General features: G+C 40.8%; 14 protein-coding genes. 7 read left to right on the top strand and 7 right to left on the bottom strand.

Annotated features, from left to right (window positions below; genetic code table 11):
* The first annotated feature begins 9 nt into the window (after nt 1-9).
* Complete coding sequence (gene ttcA, locus NDQ71_RS04525) at nt 10-915, top strand: tRNA 2-thiocytidine(32) synthetase TtcA (protein WP_192541378.1); 906 nt, start codon at nt 10-12, stop codon at nt 913-915.
* Nucleotides 916-974: 59 nt separating this feature from the next.
* Here the strand turns inward: ttcA and secF are convergent, their stop codons facing one another.
* From secF to NDQ71_RS04545, 4 genes are all read right to left on the bottom strand, one after another.
* Complete coding sequence (secF, locus tag NDQ71_RS04530; protein WP_192541377.1) at nt 975-1,901, bottom strand: protein translocase subunit SecF; 927 nt, start codon at nt 1,899-1,901, stop codon at nt 975-977.
* Nucleotides 1,898-3,742 (bottom strand): protein translocase subunit SecD, encoded by a 1,845-nt coding sequence (gene secD / locus NDQ71_RS04535; protein ID WP_192541376.1) that lies wholly within the window; start codon nt 3,740-3,742, stop codon nt 1,898-1,900. Before secD ends, secF begins: the two co-directional genes overlap by 4 nt.
* A 104-nt stretch (nt 3,743-3,846) precedes the next feature.
* Nucleotides 3,847-4,344, bottom strand: coding sequence for a hypothetical protein (locus NDQ71_RS04540; protein WP_064667115.1), 498 nt, complete (start codon nt 4,342-4,344; stop codon nt 3,847-3,849).
* A gap of 122 nt (nt 4,345-4,466) precedes the next feature.
* The gene (locus NDQ71_RS04545) at nt 4,467-5,516 is read right to left on the bottom strand and encodes an NAD(P)-dependent alcohol dehydrogenase (protein ID WP_192541375.1); all 1,050 of its coding nucleotides are present in this window, start codon (nt 5,514-5,516) and stop codon (nt 4,467-4,469) included.
* A gap of 177 nt (nt 5,517-5,693) precedes the next feature.
* Between NDQ71_RS04545 and NDQ71_RS04550 the strand changes: the two genes are divergently transcribed.
* The 4 genes from NDQ71_RS04550 (at nt 5,694) to NDQ71_RS04565 (ending at nt 11,975) form a co-directional block, all read left to right on the top strand.
* Nucleotides 5,694-7,487: an ABC transporter ATP-binding protein/permease gene (locus NDQ71_RS04550; RefSeq protein WP_225736555.1), complete on the top strand. Its 1,794-nt coding sequence runs from the start codon at nt 5,694-5,696 to the stop codon at nt 7,485-7,487.
* A 156-nt stretch (nt 7,488-7,643) separates the two neighbouring features.
* Nucleotides 7,644-9,725: a M13 family metallopeptidase gene (locus NDQ71_RS04555; protein ID WP_192541374.1), complete on the top strand. Its 2,082-nt coding sequence runs from the start codon at nt 7,644-7,646 to the stop codon at nt 9,723-9,725.
* A 176-nt stretch (nt 9,726-9,901) separates the two neighbouring features.
* Nucleotides 9,902-10,615 (top strand): YebC/PmpR family DNA-binding transcriptional regulator, encoded by a 714-nt coding sequence (locus NDQ71_RS04560; protein ID WP_064667118.1) that lies wholly within the window; start codon nt 9,902-9,904, stop codon nt 10,613-10,615.
* Nucleotides 10,616-10,694: 79 nt separating this feature from the next.
* Nucleotides 10,695-11,975 carry a leucine-rich repeat-containing protein kinase family protein gene (locus tag NDQ71_RS04565; protein WP_192541373.1) on the top strand — a complete coding sequence of 427 codons (1,281 nt, stop codon included), beginning with the start codon at nt 10,695-10,697 and terminating at the stop codon, nt 11,973-11,975.
* Between the two features lie 89 nt (nt 11,976-12,064).
* Here NDQ71_RS04565 and NDQ71_RS04570 read toward each other — a convergent pair whose 3' ends face one another.
* Complete coding sequence (locus NDQ71_RS04570; RefSeq protein ID WP_192541372.1) at nt 12,065-13,189, bottom strand: sterol desaturase family protein; 1,125 nt, start codon at nt 13,187-13,189, stop codon at nt 12,065-12,067.
* 222 nt (nt 13,190-13,411) lie between these two features.
* Here NDQ71_RS04570 and NDQ71_RS04575 point away from each other — a divergent pair, with 222 nt between their 5' ends.
* Nucleotides 13,412-13,639 carry a hypothetical protein gene (locus NDQ71_RS04575; RefSeq protein ID WP_192541371.1) on the top strand — a complete coding sequence of 76 codons (228 nt, stop codon included), beginning with the start codon at nt 13,412-13,414 and terminating at the stop codon, nt 13,637-13,639.
* A gap of 477 nt (nt 13,640-14,116) precedes the next feature.
* Nucleotides 14,117-14,659 (top strand): hypothetical protein, encoded by a 543-nt coding sequence (locus NDQ71_RS04580; RefSeq protein ID WP_301562326.1) that lies wholly within the window; start codon nt 14,117-14,119, stop codon nt 14,657-14,659.
* Nucleotides 14,660-14,937: 278 nt separating this feature from the next.
* Here NDQ71_RS04580 and gap read toward each other — a convergent pair whose 3' ends face one another.
* A complete protein-coding gene (gap, locus tag NDQ71_RS04585) occupies nt 14,938-15,942 on the bottom strand; it encodes a type I glyceraldehyde-3-phosphate dehydrogenase (protein WP_192541369.1) in 1,005 nt (334 codons plus the stop codon).
* 17 nt (nt 15,943-15,959) lie between these two features.
* Nucleotides 15,960-16,580 carry a bifunctional 4-hydroxy-2-oxoglutarate aldolase/2-dehydro-3-deoxy-phosphogluconate aldolase gene (eda, locus tag NDQ71_RS04590; protein WP_064667122.1) on the bottom strand — a complete coding sequence of 207 codons (621 nt, stop codon included), beginning with the start codon at nt 16,578-16,580 and terminating at the stop codon, nt 15,960-15,962.
* Nucleotides 16,581-16,604: the final 24 nt, after the last annotated feature.

The following is a 16,604-nucleotide window of genomic DNA, read 5'->3' on the forward strand; positions in this document are numbered from 1 at the left end:
GGGGCCGTAATGTCGCATTCTGTTCAAGCCAAAGCTCAATTTAACTTCAATAAGTTACAAAAGCGCTTACGTCGCCAAACTGGTCAAGCAGTGATGGACTTCAATATGATTGAAGAAGGCGATCGCATCATGGTCTGCTTATCCGGTGGCAAAGACAGTTATACTCTATTAGATATGCTGCAACATTTACAACGTGTTGCCCCCATCAAGTTTGAGCTTTTTGCTGTTAACCTAGATCAAAAACAACCTGGCTTTCCTGAGCATGTGTTACCTGAATATTTAGACACACAGAATATTGAATACAAAATTGTCGAAGAAGATACCTACAGTATTGTTACCGATATCATCCCTGAAGGTAAAACCACTTGTTCGCTCTGTTCACGATTACGTCGCGGCATTCTATACCGTACCGCAAATGAAATGGGTGCAACCAAAATTGCCTTAGGCCATCATCGTGACGATATGATTGAAACACTGTTCCTAAACATGTTTTACGGTGGCAAACTAAAAAGCATGCCCGCTAAATTAATGAGTGATAACGGTGAGCACATGGTCATTCGTCCATTAGCTTACTGTAAAGAAACTGATATTGCGCAATACGCTATTAGTCAAGCCTACCCTATCATTCCGTGTAACCTGTGTGGCTCACAAGAAAATTTACAGCGAAAACATACCAAAGCGATGCTTGCTCAGTGGGATATTGACCACCCAGGTCGTATTGAGAGTATTTTTACAGCAATGCAAAATGTGGTGCCATCACACTTAGCAGATAATGAATTGTTTGATTTCGCCAACTTAACAACCGGTGCAGTGATAGATGGTGGTGATATTGCGCTTGATAAACCAGATATCCCAAAACAACCTGTGCTTAGCGACGATGAAATAGCTGAAGTAGTGACGATTAATTTAAGTTAACAAATTAACTTATACAATAAAATGCCGCGACTATCGCGGCATTTTTGTTTTATTGTCAGTTACGGCATATCCATTAACGCTTGACTCTGTTCATCAATTTTAATGTGATAGTTCTCATGTCTTAAACCCAGTAGTTGCGGTAACGTTGCAGCAATACAAATTGATGACAAAGTACCCACCACGATCCCCACAAATAAAGCGATCGCAAAGCCCTGTAATGGCGCACCTGCCAATAACCAAACGCTTGCGACCGTCGCAAGTGTAGTTCCAGAGGTGATCAAAGTACGGGTCAAGGTGCTTTTAATCGATTCGTCTATCACTGTATTGACACTGGCTTGTTGTTTTTTAGTATCTAAACGTAGTAGCTCACGCACTCTGTCACCAACAATAATTGAATCATTCAAGGAATAACCAATAATTGCTAACAAACTCGCTAACACCGTTAAGTTAAAATCAAGCTGAAGCCATGCAAATAAACCAACCACAACAATCACGTCATGCATTAAAGCAATAACAGCACCCAATGCTAAACGCCATTCAAACCGCAAGGCTAAGTAAATCATCACAGCAATCATTGCCGCAAATAATGCTAAGCACCCTTGCTCAAATAACTCATCCCCCACTTGTGAGCCTAGATAAGAAGATGACACAACGTCAGCACCTAGCGTTTCATCTTGCGTAAGTGCAGATAACCAATCAGAATTATTCGCTTGCTCTGCTTCTCTTAGCTGAAAATGTTGGCTAGATTGTGCACTCAAGATAAAATGACCAGCATGATAGTCACTAATTTTAGCGGCTAGTTCAACCTTACTGATCGGCACTGAGGTAGTAAACTCGGTTAAATATCCGCCAGTAAAATCAAGGCCAAAATTTAATCCTTTGGTAGCAATCCCTATGACAGAGAAAGCCACTAATAAAATAGACAATACCAAGCCTGATAAACGTAACCGCGTTGCTGTGCTCATTTTCTCAGTTGCTTTATTCATGCGGTTACTCCTCGTTTATTTGCCAATTTTAAGTACAACGTTTGGCTCAATGCCTTCGATACATAAACACCGGTAAACACACTGGTTATCAGTCCCAAAGCAAGCGTAATTGCAAAACCTTTAATTGGCCCATAACCAATACCGTATAAAATAATAGCGGTGATCATAGTGGTAATATTGGCATCAAATATAGTGCTGAAAGCTTGTTGATAGCCCTGCTCTATTGCTTGATATGGCGCGCGACCTTTACGTCGCTCCTCTTTGATACGTTCGAAAATAATAACATTGGTATCAACAGCCATACCAATCGTCAGTACCAAACCTGCTATTCCTGGCAAAGTGAGGACCACACCAGGCAACAGCGACATTAACCCAACCAAAGCGGTCAAATTCAGTAATAAGGCAATATTCGCCACTAAGCCTAAACGGCGATACCACAAAGCCATAAACGCTAATGTGATCCCCATACCTAACATTAAAGCAGCTAAGCCATTATTAATATTATCGGCCCCTAAGCTTGGCCCAATGGTTTGCTCTTGCACTATGATTACCGGCGCAGTTAGTGACCCTGCACGCAATAATAGCGCTAAATCTTGCGCCGCTTGCGGACTTTGCATATTAGTAATACTAAATTGACTGCTCAAGTGTTGGGCAATATTAGCCACATTGATCACTTCACTTTTTTTAACCACATTCCCTTGGCTATTTTTGTAATACTCAGAATACACCGTGGCCATTGGTTTACCGATATTACGTTTTGAGAACGCCGACATGGCTTCGCCACCTTGGCTATCAAGACTGAGCTGTACTAATGGTTTACCCCACTCATCCCGCCCTGAGTGAGCATTATTAATGTGTTGGCCTGAAAAAATAGCGATTGGATCTAGGTTGATTGTTCCGCCATTTTGCAGCGTAAACGCTTTACCGCCATATTCTTTGAGTTGATAAAAATCAAGTGATGCCGTTGCACCAATGATCCGTTTTGCTTCACTAGGATCTTGTACTCCGGGCAATTCAATCCGAATACGTTGCTTACCTTGGCGCTGGGTTACCGCTTCCGTGATACCTAATTCTTCAATACGGCCACGCAGAGTCGTCAAGGTTTGGCTCATCAGTTCTTTATCAAATTCGCTGCTGCCGTGTTCACTAAAACTAAATGCCACTGTTGTTAATTTACCTTGCGAATGCTCAGTCGCGCTTAAACGTTCAAAACGCGTTAATACCTGCGCTTGTACTGCAAGCAGTTCATCTTTAGCAGCTGGTAATGCATGTAATTCGAACCCCTGTGCATTTTGCTGTAGACGAACTCCTCTGGCTTTCTCATCACGAATTATCGTTTTTGTTTGCTCATAAGCACTATTAAGTTGCTCTTGTTGTGCTTTAACTAAATCAACATCCAATACAAACAGCACGCCACCATTAAGATCTAACCCCAGCTTTATAGGCGCAAGCCCTAGATTTTGTAGCCAGTCAGGACTTGTCTGATGAGTCACTATTTTTACATTCAGCTGGGTAAACTCATTTTTTAATGCTTGTTGAGCTGCAGCGCTTTTGGTGGGCTCCTGTAATAACACATTTAATGAAGATAGCGATTGAGACGCTTGCATAGATTGCTCAACACTAAAACCGTGTTGATTTAAAAAATCAATGACATTTTTTTGCGTATCAATTGCTAATAACTCAGCGTGTGATGGCTGTTGCGGTGTAACATGCAACCACGATTTTGCAGGATATAAATTTGGTAAGGCACTGATAGCCAATAATATCAGCGCTACAAGCATCGCCATATAGCTTATTTTAAAACGCTGCAACAGCGGTTTTTTTGATGATTTTTTTAACATACTTCTTCCTTAAGCCTAGCAAAGCATAGGCTTCACGCCAGATAGGCGCAGTTATTTACTGCTTTAGCGAAATCACTAAAACACCGAAAAATTAACTGGAAGAATTAACTGTGGTAGGTAAGGACTGCCCGATACTGCAAATTAGCGTCTTTCCACCCACTCAAACGTGACTTTTTCCCATCATAAGACACAAACCAAGGTAATCGTGTTGGTGGTTCAAGAGGTTGCAAAAAGAGTTGCCGCGCGAGGCTTGGCACAAAAAACTCAAATATAGCCGCATAATTTGGCTCTACTTGACTATGATACAAAAATAATGAGGAGTTGCTTGCCGTTAAACGTGGCTGCAATGATTCAAAACCAGCACCTTGCGGTTGTTGATCTGCAGCTAACATAGCGACTTGTTTACTCACAGATAAGTGAGTCGATACAGGTGTATGAATGACTTTTGAATTTAAATCAATTAACTGCGAAAAAACCTCAGCTCCAACCAATACGCTCGACTGTGACTGAATCGTCTGCTTGCTACTAGCAGCCGTTGCCTGCACACTAAAAAGTGCAGCAAACATCAGTAATACGGTAAGGACTAAGCGAAAGCGAATCATTTTATTATCAAAAAAGTGAACTAACTTATTAATGAGGCTGAATCATACTATTTCAATAGCTAATTTACGATAAAAAAAAGCCGCAAGCTTATTACCTGCGGCTAAACAAGCACGGATTTAAATTAATCAACTGTCAATGATGACATGTCAATCACATAGCGGTGAGATAAATCGCCTTCTTTTAGGCGCTCAAACGCTTGATTAATTCCATCCATTTTAATCATTTCAACTTCTGGGAGAATATTATGCAGCGCACAAAAATCGAGGATTTCTTGTGTTTGCGCAATACCACCAATTAACGAGCCCGCGACGCGACGACGACCCAATAATAATGGCACTGAATTTGACTCTGCCATTTCACCCACTTGGCCAACCAACACTTGCGTACCATCAATATCTAAAAGCGGTAAGTATGGCGTAAAGTCATGCTTAACTGGAATGGTATTAATGATTACATCAAGTTGATTACTATAATCTCGCATCGCCTTTTCATCTTTAGAAACCAAAAAGTTTTCCGCGCCGTATTCAAATGCTTGATCTTTCTTATCTGCACTTCGACTTATAGCCGTCACACGAGCTCCCATTGCCGCAGCTATCTTAATCGCCATATGACCTAAACCACCTAACCCTATAACACCCACTCGACTTCCAGGTCCAACATTAAAAGTACGAAGCGGTGAATACGTTGTAATACCCGCACAGAGAATTGGCGCACACGCGGCTGTATCTAAAGAATCTGGTACATTTAAAACAAACTCTTCACGAACCACTATGTGTTTTGCATAACCACCTTTGGTTGCCTCGCCCGTCACTCTGTCTTTTCCTGAGTAGGTACCAACCATCCCTTCTCTGCAAAACTGTTCTTCACCTTTATGGCATTGATCGCAATTTAAACAACTGTCTACCATACAGCCGACGGCAACTGTGTCACCTATTTTATATTTACTTACTCCCTTACCGACTTCAATCACGCGACCAACAATTTCATGACCAGGTAAAATTGGGTAACTAGTGCCGCCCCAATCATTATTGACTGTATGAAGATCTGAGTGACAAACACCGCAATATAATATTTCAATCGCAACATCTACATCGCGTAAATCGCGTCTTTCAAAATGGAATGGCTCTAATGGCGTATTAGCTTGGTGTGCTGCGTATCCGATAGTTTTCATCTGCTTTCCCTTCTGTGTTAAAAACTGAGTTTAATTAACCACTGTAAAACATTGTCTTAAGCTGCCTAAACTGTACTATGTGCTGTTACTAGTATAGCCCTAGATACACACTGTTAAAGTTTATACTCTAGGCTACTAAAAAAAGTTTAATACAGACTTAATAGAGTTAGAGAAAATATGCGCGGTATGGGTAAACAAGAAGCAATAAAACATCATGATGCCATGAACTTAAAACAAAGTGTTAAAACACTTTGGCCATATTTAATGGTATTTAAAGGTCGGGTCTTATTAGCCGTACTTGCACTTATTGCCGCAAAAGGTGCAACCTTGCTGATGCCCTGGGCACTGAAAGAAATTATTGATGCCGTTGATGGCAATCTCCAGACAATATTGATCGTCCCGGTCGCGCTGTTACTTTTATATGGGGGACTGCGCTTTGCTGGAGTGTTTTTTGGCGAACTACGTGATGCTTTATTTGGCCGGGTAACAGAGCATGCCATGCGCCATATTGGCCTAAAAGTATTTAAACATTTGCATGCACTTGAGCTGAGCTTTCATTTAGATAGACAAACTGGCGGCATTAGCCGTGATATTGAACGCGGTACCCAAGGTTTAAGTTTTTTAATGCGCTTTTTAATGTTTAATATTATCCCAACGTTATTTGAAATTTTAATTGTCGCAGTCATATTCGCTACGCTTTTTTCGCCTTGGTTTGCCTTGGTCACGCTTATTGCTGTGATTCTTTATATCGCCTTTACGGTTATTGTCACGCAATGGCGTAATCGCTTCATTCGTGAAGCAAATCAAGCTGACAACAACAGCAATAGCCGTGCAATTGACAGCTTACTAAACTACGAAACCGTTAAATATTTTAATAATGAAATGTATGAAGCTAACAGTTACGATTCATTTTTAGCCACCTGGGAGCAAGCACGACTAAAAAATCGGCTATCTTTATTAGCACTCAACTCCGGTCAAGCCTTGATCATTGCCACAGCGATCACCGCATTAATGTGGTTAGCGACCTTAGATGTCGTCTCCGGTGAACTCAGCATTGGTGAACTGGTGATGATCAACGCTTACATGATCCAGCTATTTTTGCCGCTTAACTTTTTAGGCTTTGTGTATCGAGAAATTCGCCGCGCCCTCACTGATCTGGAAAATATGCTTGGTCTATTAACCCGCAAGCCACTCATTACAGATAAAGAAAATGCGCAGCAGCTCACTATACAAAACGCGAATATAGAATTTAAAAACGTTAATTTTGGCTATCACAGCTCGCGGGCTATTCTCAAACAACTGAGCTTTACCATTAAAGCCGGTAGCAAAGTAGCCGTTGTAGGTGCCAGTGGTGCCGGTAAAAGCACCCTAGCCCGCTTGTTATATCGTTTTTATGATATTAACAGTGGGGCAATTTGTATTGACGGCCAAGATATACGCAATATCACTTTACACAGCTTGCGCCAAGCAATTGCCATTGTCCCTCAAGACACCGTGCTTTTTAATACCAGCATACGGGAAAATATTGCCTATGGTCGCCCTGACGCAACCGCCGCAGAAATTGATCACGCGATTGAAATGGCCCATTTAACCCCTTTTATTAGCAGTCTTGATAAAGGCGATCAAACCCTTGTTGGTGAACGCGGCTTAAAAGTCTCTGGTGGTGAAAAACAGCGTATTGCCATCGCTCGCGCTATCTTGAAAAAGTCACCTATTTTAATTTTTGATGAAGCAACCTCTGCACTCGACTCTCACTCCGAGCAGGCAATTTTAAACGCCATGCGCGAAGTTGCCAATAACCATACCAGCCTTGTGATTGCGCACCGCTTATCAACCATTACCGATGCCGATACTATCCTTGTTATGCAAGCCGGAGAGCTTGTTGAACAAGGTAGCCATACGCAACTTTTAGCCTTAGATGGCGAATATGCACGGATGTGGCAGTTACAACAAACGCAAGCAAAAAATTGATAACTATCGCGTACTCCGTTACTTTAATTGTTAACACAGCTTTATCGGGTGGTTAGGTTATTCACCTCAAAAAGTTTGTCTCGCTTTGCGTTATCTATAACAATCAAAGTGAGAATTATAAAAACGTATGATAAAAATAACATTCAGGGTAATCCAATGAAAAAAACACTGATTGCAGCCACACTCGCTGCCACATTTTTAGCAGGCTGTTCAAAGCCTGAAACAACCGAAACAACCGCACCTAAAACAGCCGTTGAAGCAACAACTGCACCCGCAGAAAAACCTGAGCTAGGTAGCTTTGGCGTAGATTTAACGGCCCGTAATGAAGCAGTAAAACCCGGCGATGACTTTTTTATGTACGCCAGTGGTACTTGGTATGATAACTACGTGATGCCAGCTGACAAAACCCGCTATGGTGCATTTTCTGGATTAGCTGAGCGCAGTGAAGAGCGCGTTAAAGAAATTATTGAAGAAATTGCTGCACGTGATGATTTAAATGCAGAAGAGCAACTGATTGCTGATTTTTACAACGCCTACATGGACACCGAAACACTCAATAAGCTAGGTGTAGCACCGATCAAACCATTATTGACTGAGATCAATGACGTGTCATCAACCGATGACCTCACTAAATTGTTTGGTCAAGCCTGGCTTAACGGTGTTAATTCACCGATTGGCGGCGGCATGTGGTTTAATCGCCTTGACCCCAATAAATATGAAATGTCTTTAGGCGCAGGGGGGTTAGGTTTACCCGATCGTTCATACTACCTTGAAGATTCAGAGCGCTTTGAAAAAACCCGTAACGCATACGTTGCACATATCGCTCAAATGCTTGAACTAGCAGGTGTAGACAACACCACTAAACGTGCACAAGCAATTTTAGCCCTTGAGACTAAAATTGCACAAGGTCATTGGCCTCGCGAAAAACGCCGTAACCGCGACCTAACCTTAAACCAAATTAAACGCAGTGAATTAAACAGCACTTACCCAGGTTTTAACTGGGATCTATACTTTGCGCAAACAGGTTATAAAGTACCGCAGCTCAACGTTTCTCAGCCTGAGCCGATCAAAGCAATGATTGAGCTTATCAATCAAGAAGACCTAGCAGTTTGGAAAGACTACTTAACCTATCACGCACTAAGCTCTAATGCAGAGCTACTCTCTGAAGATGTATTTAATACTAATTTCGCGTTTTACGGTAAAGAGCTTAATGGTCAACAAGAGCCACGCCCTCGTTGGAAGCGTGCAATTAGCCAAATGTCGAGCACCGATTCATTGGGTTTCGCGATTGGTAAAGTGTATGTAGCACGCTACTTCCCTGAATCATCAAAACAACAAATGTCAGAATTGGTTGAAAACCTGCGCACCGCGCTTGGTGAACGTATTGATAATCTAGATTGGATGGGCGCTGAAACTAAAGTCAACGCCCGTGCTAAATTAGCCGCGTTTGTGCCAAAAATTGGCTACCCAGATGTATGGCAATCATTTGATGGTTTAACAATTAGCAAAAACGATTTGATGGCTAATATTAGAAATACCCGCGAATTCTTCCAAGCCGACAGTGTTGCTAAAGAGCTTGAAAAAACAGATCGCAACCGATGGGGTATGACACCACAGCGCGTTAATGCTTACTACAACAGTTCGTTTAACGAAATTGTGTTTCCTGCCGCTATTTTACAACCACCGTTTTTCGATCCTAATGCAGATGCAGCTGTAAACTACGGCGGTATAGGTGCAGTAATAGGTCATGAAATGGGTCACGGTTTTGATGACCAAGGTTCTAAATCAGATGCCAACGGTGTACAGCGCAACTGGTGGACTGACTCAGATCGCGCTGCCTTTGATGCTAAAGCCGGCCAACTTGCTGAGCAATACAGTAAATATGAACCAATTGAAGGTAACTTCGTTAATGGCCGTAATAGCTTAGGCGAAAACATCGGTGATGTAGGTGGCTTATCTATGGCTTATCATGCTTATAAGCTAAGCCTAAATGACAAAGAAGCCCCTATTATTGATGGCCTGACTGGCGATCAACGCTTCTTCTTAGCATGGGCACAAGTGTGGAAAGAAAAACGCACTGAACAAAGTATGCTAAATCAGCTGCGCGGCGGCACCCATGCGCCAGGTCGTTTTAGAGCGCAAGCACCACGTAACCACGATGCCTGGTACAAAGCATTCAATGTTCAACCAGGTGACGCTTTGTATCTACCAGAAGATCAACGCGTACGAATTTGGTAATAGCCCTATACATCCCGATTTAAAATATAACCCGCAACTGCGGGTTATATTTTTTGCGCTACTTGCTCACTCAAAACAACTTTAATCCCACTGAATTCTGTATTTCCAAGCGACTTGGGTATAGAATACGGCACTACAAAATTTACACTTTTAAAAATATTTAAGGCGAAACGCAGATGGGAAGAGCTTACCAAAACAAAAAAGATTCAATGGCTAAAACTGCGGGTGCTAAAACTAAAGTTTACTCAAAGTACGGTAAAGAAATTTATATTTGCGCTAAAAATGGCGGTGTTGATCCTGATGGAAACCTATCACTACGTCGCTTAATTGAGCGTGCAAAGAAAGACCAAGTACCTGCACACGTTATTGACCGCGCAATCGATAAAGCCAAAGGCGGCGGTGGTGAAGATTATTCAGCAACACGTTACGAAGGCTATGGCCCTGGTAACTGTATGATTATTGTTGATTGCTTAACCGATAACAACAAACGTACCTTTGCGGATGTTCGTGTTTGTTTTACCAAAGCAAATGCTAAAATTGGTGCGCAAAACTCGGTCTCTCATTTATTTGATCACCTTGCAATTTTTGTATTTGATGGTGACGATGACGAAGCGGTACTCGAAGCCCTAATGATGGCTGACGTAGATGTAACTGACGTAGAAGTAGAAGCAGGTAAAGTAACCGTATTTGCACCACACACTGAATACAACAACACCCGTACCGCACTTGAGGAAATGGGTATCACTGAATTCGATGAAGATTTGATCTCATTTGTGCCACAAATTGCAGCCCCTATTGCAGGCGAAGACGTTGAAGTGATGGAACGCTTTTTAGCCATGCTAGAAGATTGTGACGACGTACAAAACGTGTACCATAACGCACAGTTTTAATTGTATTTATTAATACTTGAAAAAGGCCAACTCGATTGGCCTTTTTAATTTTTAAAACATAAAAAAACGGAATTGAATTTTGAATACCCTTGAACAGCTTCGCAGTGGCCAATTAATCGGGGCGAAACGCCTACAACTTGTTGAACATCTCAGCACCTTTCCTGACGAAATTTTTACCCTGGCAGATACCCTTGAAGTACTCGATTTATCAAATAATAACTTATCTGATTTGCCCGACGAATTTGCCTGTTTAACAAAGTTAAAGCGGGTGTTTTTATCATTCAATCAGTTTGTGCATATTCCACCTGTATTAGCAAAATGCCCCGCCCTTATTATGATTGCTTTTAAAGGCAATCAAATCAGCAAATTTGCCGAGCATTGTTTACCCATCACAACACAATGGTTGATCTTAACCGACAACCAACTTGAACAATTGCCAGAGTCCTTCGGTGAGCTTACCCAACTGCGTAAACTGGCCCTTGCTGGTAACCAGCTCACAACATTGCCAAACAGCATGCAGCAGTGCCAAGCGCTTGAACTCGTGCGTTTATCTGCAAATAACTTAACTCATATTGATGATTGGTTGTTTGAGTTACCAAAGCTCAGCTGGCTGGCCTTTGCGGGCAATGACTTTAATAGAGCACAGAGCTTACATAATGTAGCATTAGCGAAAGTACAACTCGGTGAATTTTCTCTTATTGAGCAAATTGGTGAAGGTGCCTCAGGGATTATTCATTTAGCGAACTGGCAAGGGCAAGAAGTAGCGTTAAAACTTTTTAAAGGCGCGATCACCAGTGATGGTTATCCGCTTGATGAAGTAAACTGCTGCTTGCAAGCAGGCGTTCATAGTAACCTTATCAAGGTACTTGCTTACATCGATAACCCAGCCCAACTTGGCCTTGTAATGGAGCTTATTAACAAAGACTATCAGAATCTTGGCTTACCGCCATCACTTGAAACCTGCACTCGCGATACCTTTGCCGAGCATACCCAGTTTACTGCTCAGGCCATTAAACACATTGCTAAGCAGATGGTGAGCACCCTTGCCCACTTACATGCCAATAATGTCAGTCATGGCGATGTATATGCACACAACACCATGATAAACAATGCATGCACAGTTCTGTTTGGTGACTTTGGTGCAGCGACAAACTTAGACTCACTGACTGACTATCAGCGCCTGCAAATGCAACGCATTGAAGTTAGAGCAATAGGCTGTTTAATTGATGATTTATTGAGTGTGTGCGCTGATGATACCAGCGATAAAACACAGTTAATAACACTTGCGCGCCAGTGTATGAATGCAAATATAACACAACGTCCCACGTTTGCTAGTTTAAAGCACGACCTTACCCTTTAGGTCGTACTTTGGGCTAAAGCCCAACCTACAACTAAACACCGAGCCAACTGTAGGTCGTGATTTATCACGAAAATGGGACTTAAAATAAGCTACTTTTGTTTTTTAAACGGAAATAGTTGCTGCTTTAACATACCCGTTGGTACGTAGTCTCCCACTACGCCGTAGGCTTCAGGCCACTCTTTTTGGCCTTTAACAGCAGTGCCAAATACGTAATCTAAAAATGAGAAATGCGCAGCATAGTTTCGGTCAATGGCGGCTTTATCTGATGAATGATGCCAATGATGAAACTGCGGCGTCACTAATAAATACTTCAACCAGCCAAATCTCACCTGTACATTGGCATGGTTAAATACCGCCTGAAAACCCACGATGATCACATATAAGCTGATCACTTGCTGCGAAAAGCCCAATACAAAAATAGGTGTTAACACTAAGCTACGCGTAACTAATATTTCTAAAATATGCTGGCGCGATCCAGCTAACCAGTCCATTTCTTTGGCACTGTGGTGTATGCCATGAAAACGCCATAAAAAAGGCACCTCATGGTAAGCCCGATGCACAAAATACTGCATCAAATCAGCCACTAAAATAATTAACAGCACTTGCAAAATAAACGGCAATTGATTGATATAGCCTTGTACGGTGCTCGATACCGCCCAACCAAAACCATAGTGTACAAAATGATTGGTTACTAACAGCACAAAGCCAATAATCAAATGGTTAACGAAAAAGTGGTTTAAATCACCGCGCCATTCACTGCGTAATATTTTTTGCTGTTTGCGGTGCGGTAACAGCTTTTCAATGAGGATAAATATCAAGGTTGAGCCTAATAAATCTAAGATAAACCAGTCTAAGCCGATATAAGGCGTGTTATCGGCAAAGTCATTGACCTCAACATTTGGGCCACCAAATACAATAGCAAGCACAATAAAAAACCATGCCGTCGCACCTAAGCGTTTATTTTTATTACGCACAAAGTTAAGTAACCCCAAACTACCTGCTAATAACAATGCAGCAAACATCAGTTGCCGTAAAAACTCGACGCTATAATTTTGTCTTAATTCTGGGGTGGTAAGGTACTCTGGGAAATGAAAAGCAAGTACACCTAAACAAGACAGTATGGCTAAAAAGCAGGCAATATAACCGCTAATATTTCCTTCACCAATTTGCAAGTGATTGGTGCGAAATACGCGACGGGGTAAATGACTAAGCATTGAATTATCCTTTTTCAATTTTTCGCTAGAATAGCATATTCATTACTAAATGCTAAAAACCCTAAGATTATTTTCCCTTGCAAATCGAAACTACTCTTTAATTCCTACCCTTCGGATATTTTGTACAAAAAGTAGAGCCATTGTTTTAAAATTGAATTTGGCTATTGACCCAACATGCATTATTAAGTACCATTTTTATCTTAAATTTTTAAAGGAATAAAAATGTCTTCATCATTTTCTATTAATAATCTTCCATACGATTTACCAAACAACTTAAATGAGCAACTCAGAATACTGTCAAATATAATTAAAATACCTTTCTCCTTAGTCAAAGATGGTGGTCAAAATGAAGTTGAAGCTATATGTGGTGCAATTCTTTATAGGCACTTAGATCGCCATCAAAAAATAGAAGCAATGACTTTAATTAGGTCCGTACCAAATGGGCGTTAAAAGCGAAGCTAATATCAATAGCTGTTGAGCCTACATTCGTTAATAAAGATTGGGGCATATGGTCTTTTACAACTGAAGAACTTATAGCTGATCAGTATTTTCATAGCCAAGTTGATAACTTTGCATCATATATTGGTGTTGGCGCCTCAGCTTTAAGTGGGAAGGATTTATTAACAAAGCTTTGGAGTAATAGAAAAGTGACCAAAGGTGGAGTCGTTACTCTCGTCATTTGGGGTACTGTATTATTTAATAAATCAGAGTTATCAAAAGTAAATAATGAAATTCAACGTCGAAGTTCAATCAGAACAATAACTATTCAACCTTAATTATGAAAGTTTTTACTGTTCACATACTCTTAACACTTTGTATAACCTTATTGATGCTTCTAGGGTGGAACTTTACAATGAATAAGCTCCAAGAAGACATTGTATTTTTTAGTTCGTTAGTGGTTATTTTTATTTACTTAAATTATCTGTCTTGTTTAAAGGCAGAAGAGAAAAATCCAGTAAAATGAATGTAAGAATCCTAATAGCTTTATTTCTTAGCATTTTTTATCTCGATAATGTATATGCTAAATGCAATTACACATCTCACAAAGCACCTTTATATTCTGAACAAATAACTTCAGAAAATACATCCTATAATTTGAGCATTTGGCTATTAAGAGAAAATAGGCTTTTGGAAAGTGATATTGATCTTAGTAATAAGCCAGTATCAATCTACAAAAGCATCTTAAATTCATATCAAAAAAACACGTTAGAGGATATGCTTTTTTATCAGACTGAAGTTATGACTGATATAAAAACATTACATGGACACCAAAGGATAATAAAAGCGGTATTTCAGCAAAGCGATACTTTCGATTTATTTTTAATCGAAATCAATAGCAACTTGAATAATTATTTTTTGAAAACAATTATATCGACAAATATCGAACCTGCGAATACATCAAAAGTTATAAAAGAGTTAACCAAAATTTCAGCACAAATTAAAAATGTTTGCGATAATAAAAATGAATAAACTCGTTAATTTACTTATCTATCTATTTATATTTATTGCTATGACCTATCACTGGCTTTCATCTTCAGCTGATACTAGGCAAGCTATGTTTTATGGACTCGTAAGTGTATTTCCAGTTTTAGTATGTCGAATTCTTTTTAAGTTATGGAAAAAATAGCCTTATAGATTTTTTAGGGTTGAGAATTCCCCCCTCCTAGCTCACATTTCAATTAACTGAAAACAAAAAAGCCGCGATAGTCGCGGCTTTGTTGGATAAAGCTAAACTTTTACATGCTTAATTATAAATACTGACCGAGTGTCTTAACTTGGTCTAACAAGCGGTTTGAGAAACCCCATTCGTTATCATACCAAGCCATTACTTTAACAAGTTTGCCATTAGCTTTAGTTTGCGTGCCATCAAAGATTGACGACGCTGGGTTATGATTGAAGTCGATAGAAACAAGCGGTAGCTCGTTGTATTCTAAGATTTCTTTCATTGAGCCAACTGATGCAGCTTTCATTATTTCGTTGATTTCTTCAGTTGTTGTATCACGCTTAGTGATAAAGGTAAAATCAACTAACGATACGTTAATTGTCGGTACACGCACTGACATACCGTCAAGTTTACCCGCAAGCTCTGGTAATACTAAACCAACGGCTGCTGCAGCACCTGTTTTAGTTGGGATCATAGACTGTGTTGCACTACGCGCACGGTATAGATCTGGGTGATACACATCTGACAAGTTTTGGTCATTTGTGTAAGCATGAATAGTCGTCATGCTACCTTGCTCGATACCAACTGTATCGTTAATTGCCTTTGCAATTGGGGCTAAACAGTTAGTCGTACATGACGCATTTGAAATAATGTTACTGTCTGCATTGATCACGCCGTCATTTACGCCATGTACAACCGTTGCATCTAAATCAGTACCAGGGGCTGATACGATTACTTTTTTCGCGCCTGCTGTAATGTGCTTAGCTGCATCTTCGCGCTTTGTGAAAAAACCCGTACATTCTAAAACGATATCAACGTTTAATGCTTTCCATGGTAGGTTAGCAGGATCACGCTCTTGGGTAAGAGTAATAACGTCGTCACCAATCAACATAGTGTTATCAGCAAGCGTTACTTTATGAGAAAATTGACCATGCACTGAATCATATTGTGTTAAATGAGCATTAACATTAGCGGGTGCTAAATCGTTAATTGCCACAATTTTGATCTCGTTATTTTGTGCAGACTCATAAAGCGCGCGTAATACATTGCGACCGATACGGCCATAGCCATTAATTGCTACATTAATCATTTAAAAACTCCCCTTAATTATTTAATTTCACTTGCTTGGCGAGCAAGCGCTTCAATGGCTTGCCAGTCTTTGTTTTCAATCAATTTTTTATCGAGCATCCAAGTACCACCAACACAGATCACATTACTCAGTGCTAAGTAGCTCGGTGCAGTTGCTAAGCTAATACCGCCAGTTGGACAAAACGTAACCTGCGGTAATGGCCCGCCTATCGATTTAAGCATTGCAGTGCCACCCGCAGCTTCGGCTGGGAAGAACTTTAAAAACTTAAAACCATGACTTGCTAACTTCATCACTTCACTAGGCGTCGCGGCACCTGGTAAAAATGGAATATCAGTCTCTTTAGCAAGAGCTAACAGCTCATCATTTACACCTGGGCTGACCATAAAGTCAGCACCTGCCGCAACCGAAGCCTCAAAGCTTGCTTTATCAACAACGGTACCTGTGCCTACATAAGCCTCTGGTACTTCGGCTTTCATTAGTTTTACGGCTGCTGCAGCAATTGGCGTGCGCAGTGTAATTTCTAACGCTTTTAAGCCACCGTTATAAAGTGCTCTTGCAAGCGGCGCGGCATCTTCTAAATTATCAATCACCACCACTGGCACGACCGGTGCCGATGCTAAGATTTTTTCTATGCTCATTGTATGTCCTCATTACCCTGTGAA

Source organism: Pseudoalteromonas sp. KG3 (genome assembly GCF_030436385.1).
Taxonomy (GTDB): domain Bacteria; phylum Pseudomonadota; class Gammaproteobacteria; order Enterobacterales; family Alteromonadaceae; genus Pseudoalteromonas; species Pseudoalteromonas prydzensis.

Bases quoted from the DNA above. Each gene is read 5' to 3' on its own strand.
- ttcA (WP_192541378.1), top strand. From the start codon at position 10: ATGTCGCATTCTGTTCAAGCCAAAGCTCAATTTAACTTCAATAAGTTA.
- secF (WP_192541377.1), bottom strand. From the start codon at position 1,901: ATGAATAAAGCAACTGAGAAAATGAGCACAGCAACGCGGTTACGTTTA.
- secD (WP_192541376.1), bottom strand. From the start codon at position 3,742: ATGTTAAAAAAATCATCAAAAAAACCGCTGTTGCAGCGTTTTAAAATA.
- NDQ71_RS04540 (WP_064667115.1), bottom strand. From the start codon at position 4,344: ATGATTCGCTTTCGCTTAGTCCTTACCGTATTACTGATGTTTGCTGCA.
- NDQ71_RS04545 (WP_192541375.1), bottom strand. From the start codon at position 5,516: ATGAAAACTATCGGATACGCAGCACACCAAGCTAATACGCCATTAGAG.
- NDQ71_RS04550 (WP_225736555.1), top strand. From the start codon at position 5,694: ATGCGCGGTATGGGTAAACAAGAAGCAATAAAACATCATGATGCCATG.
- NDQ71_RS04555 (WP_192541374.1), top strand. From the start codon at position 7,644: ATGAAAAAAACACTGATTGCAGCCACACTCGCTGCCACATTTTTAGCA.
- NDQ71_RS04560 (WP_064667118.1), top strand. From the start codon at position 9,902: ATGGGAAGAGCTTACCAAAACAAAAAAGATTCAATGGCTAAAACTGCG.
- NDQ71_RS04570 (WP_192541372.1), bottom strand. From the start codon at position 13,189: ATGCTTAGTCATTTACCCCGTCGCGTATTTCGCACCAATCACTTGCAA.
- NDQ71_RS04575 (WP_192541371.1), top strand. From the start codon at position 13,412: ATGTCTTCATCATTTTCTATTAATAATCTTCCATACGATTTACCAAAC.
- gap (WP_192541369.1), bottom strand. From the start codon at position 15,942: ATGATTAATGTAGCAATTAATGGCTATGGCCGTATCGGTCGCAATGTA.
- eda (WP_064667122.1), bottom strand. From the start codon at position 16,580: ATGAGCATAGAAAAAATCTTAGCATCGGCACCGGTCGTGCCAGTGGTG.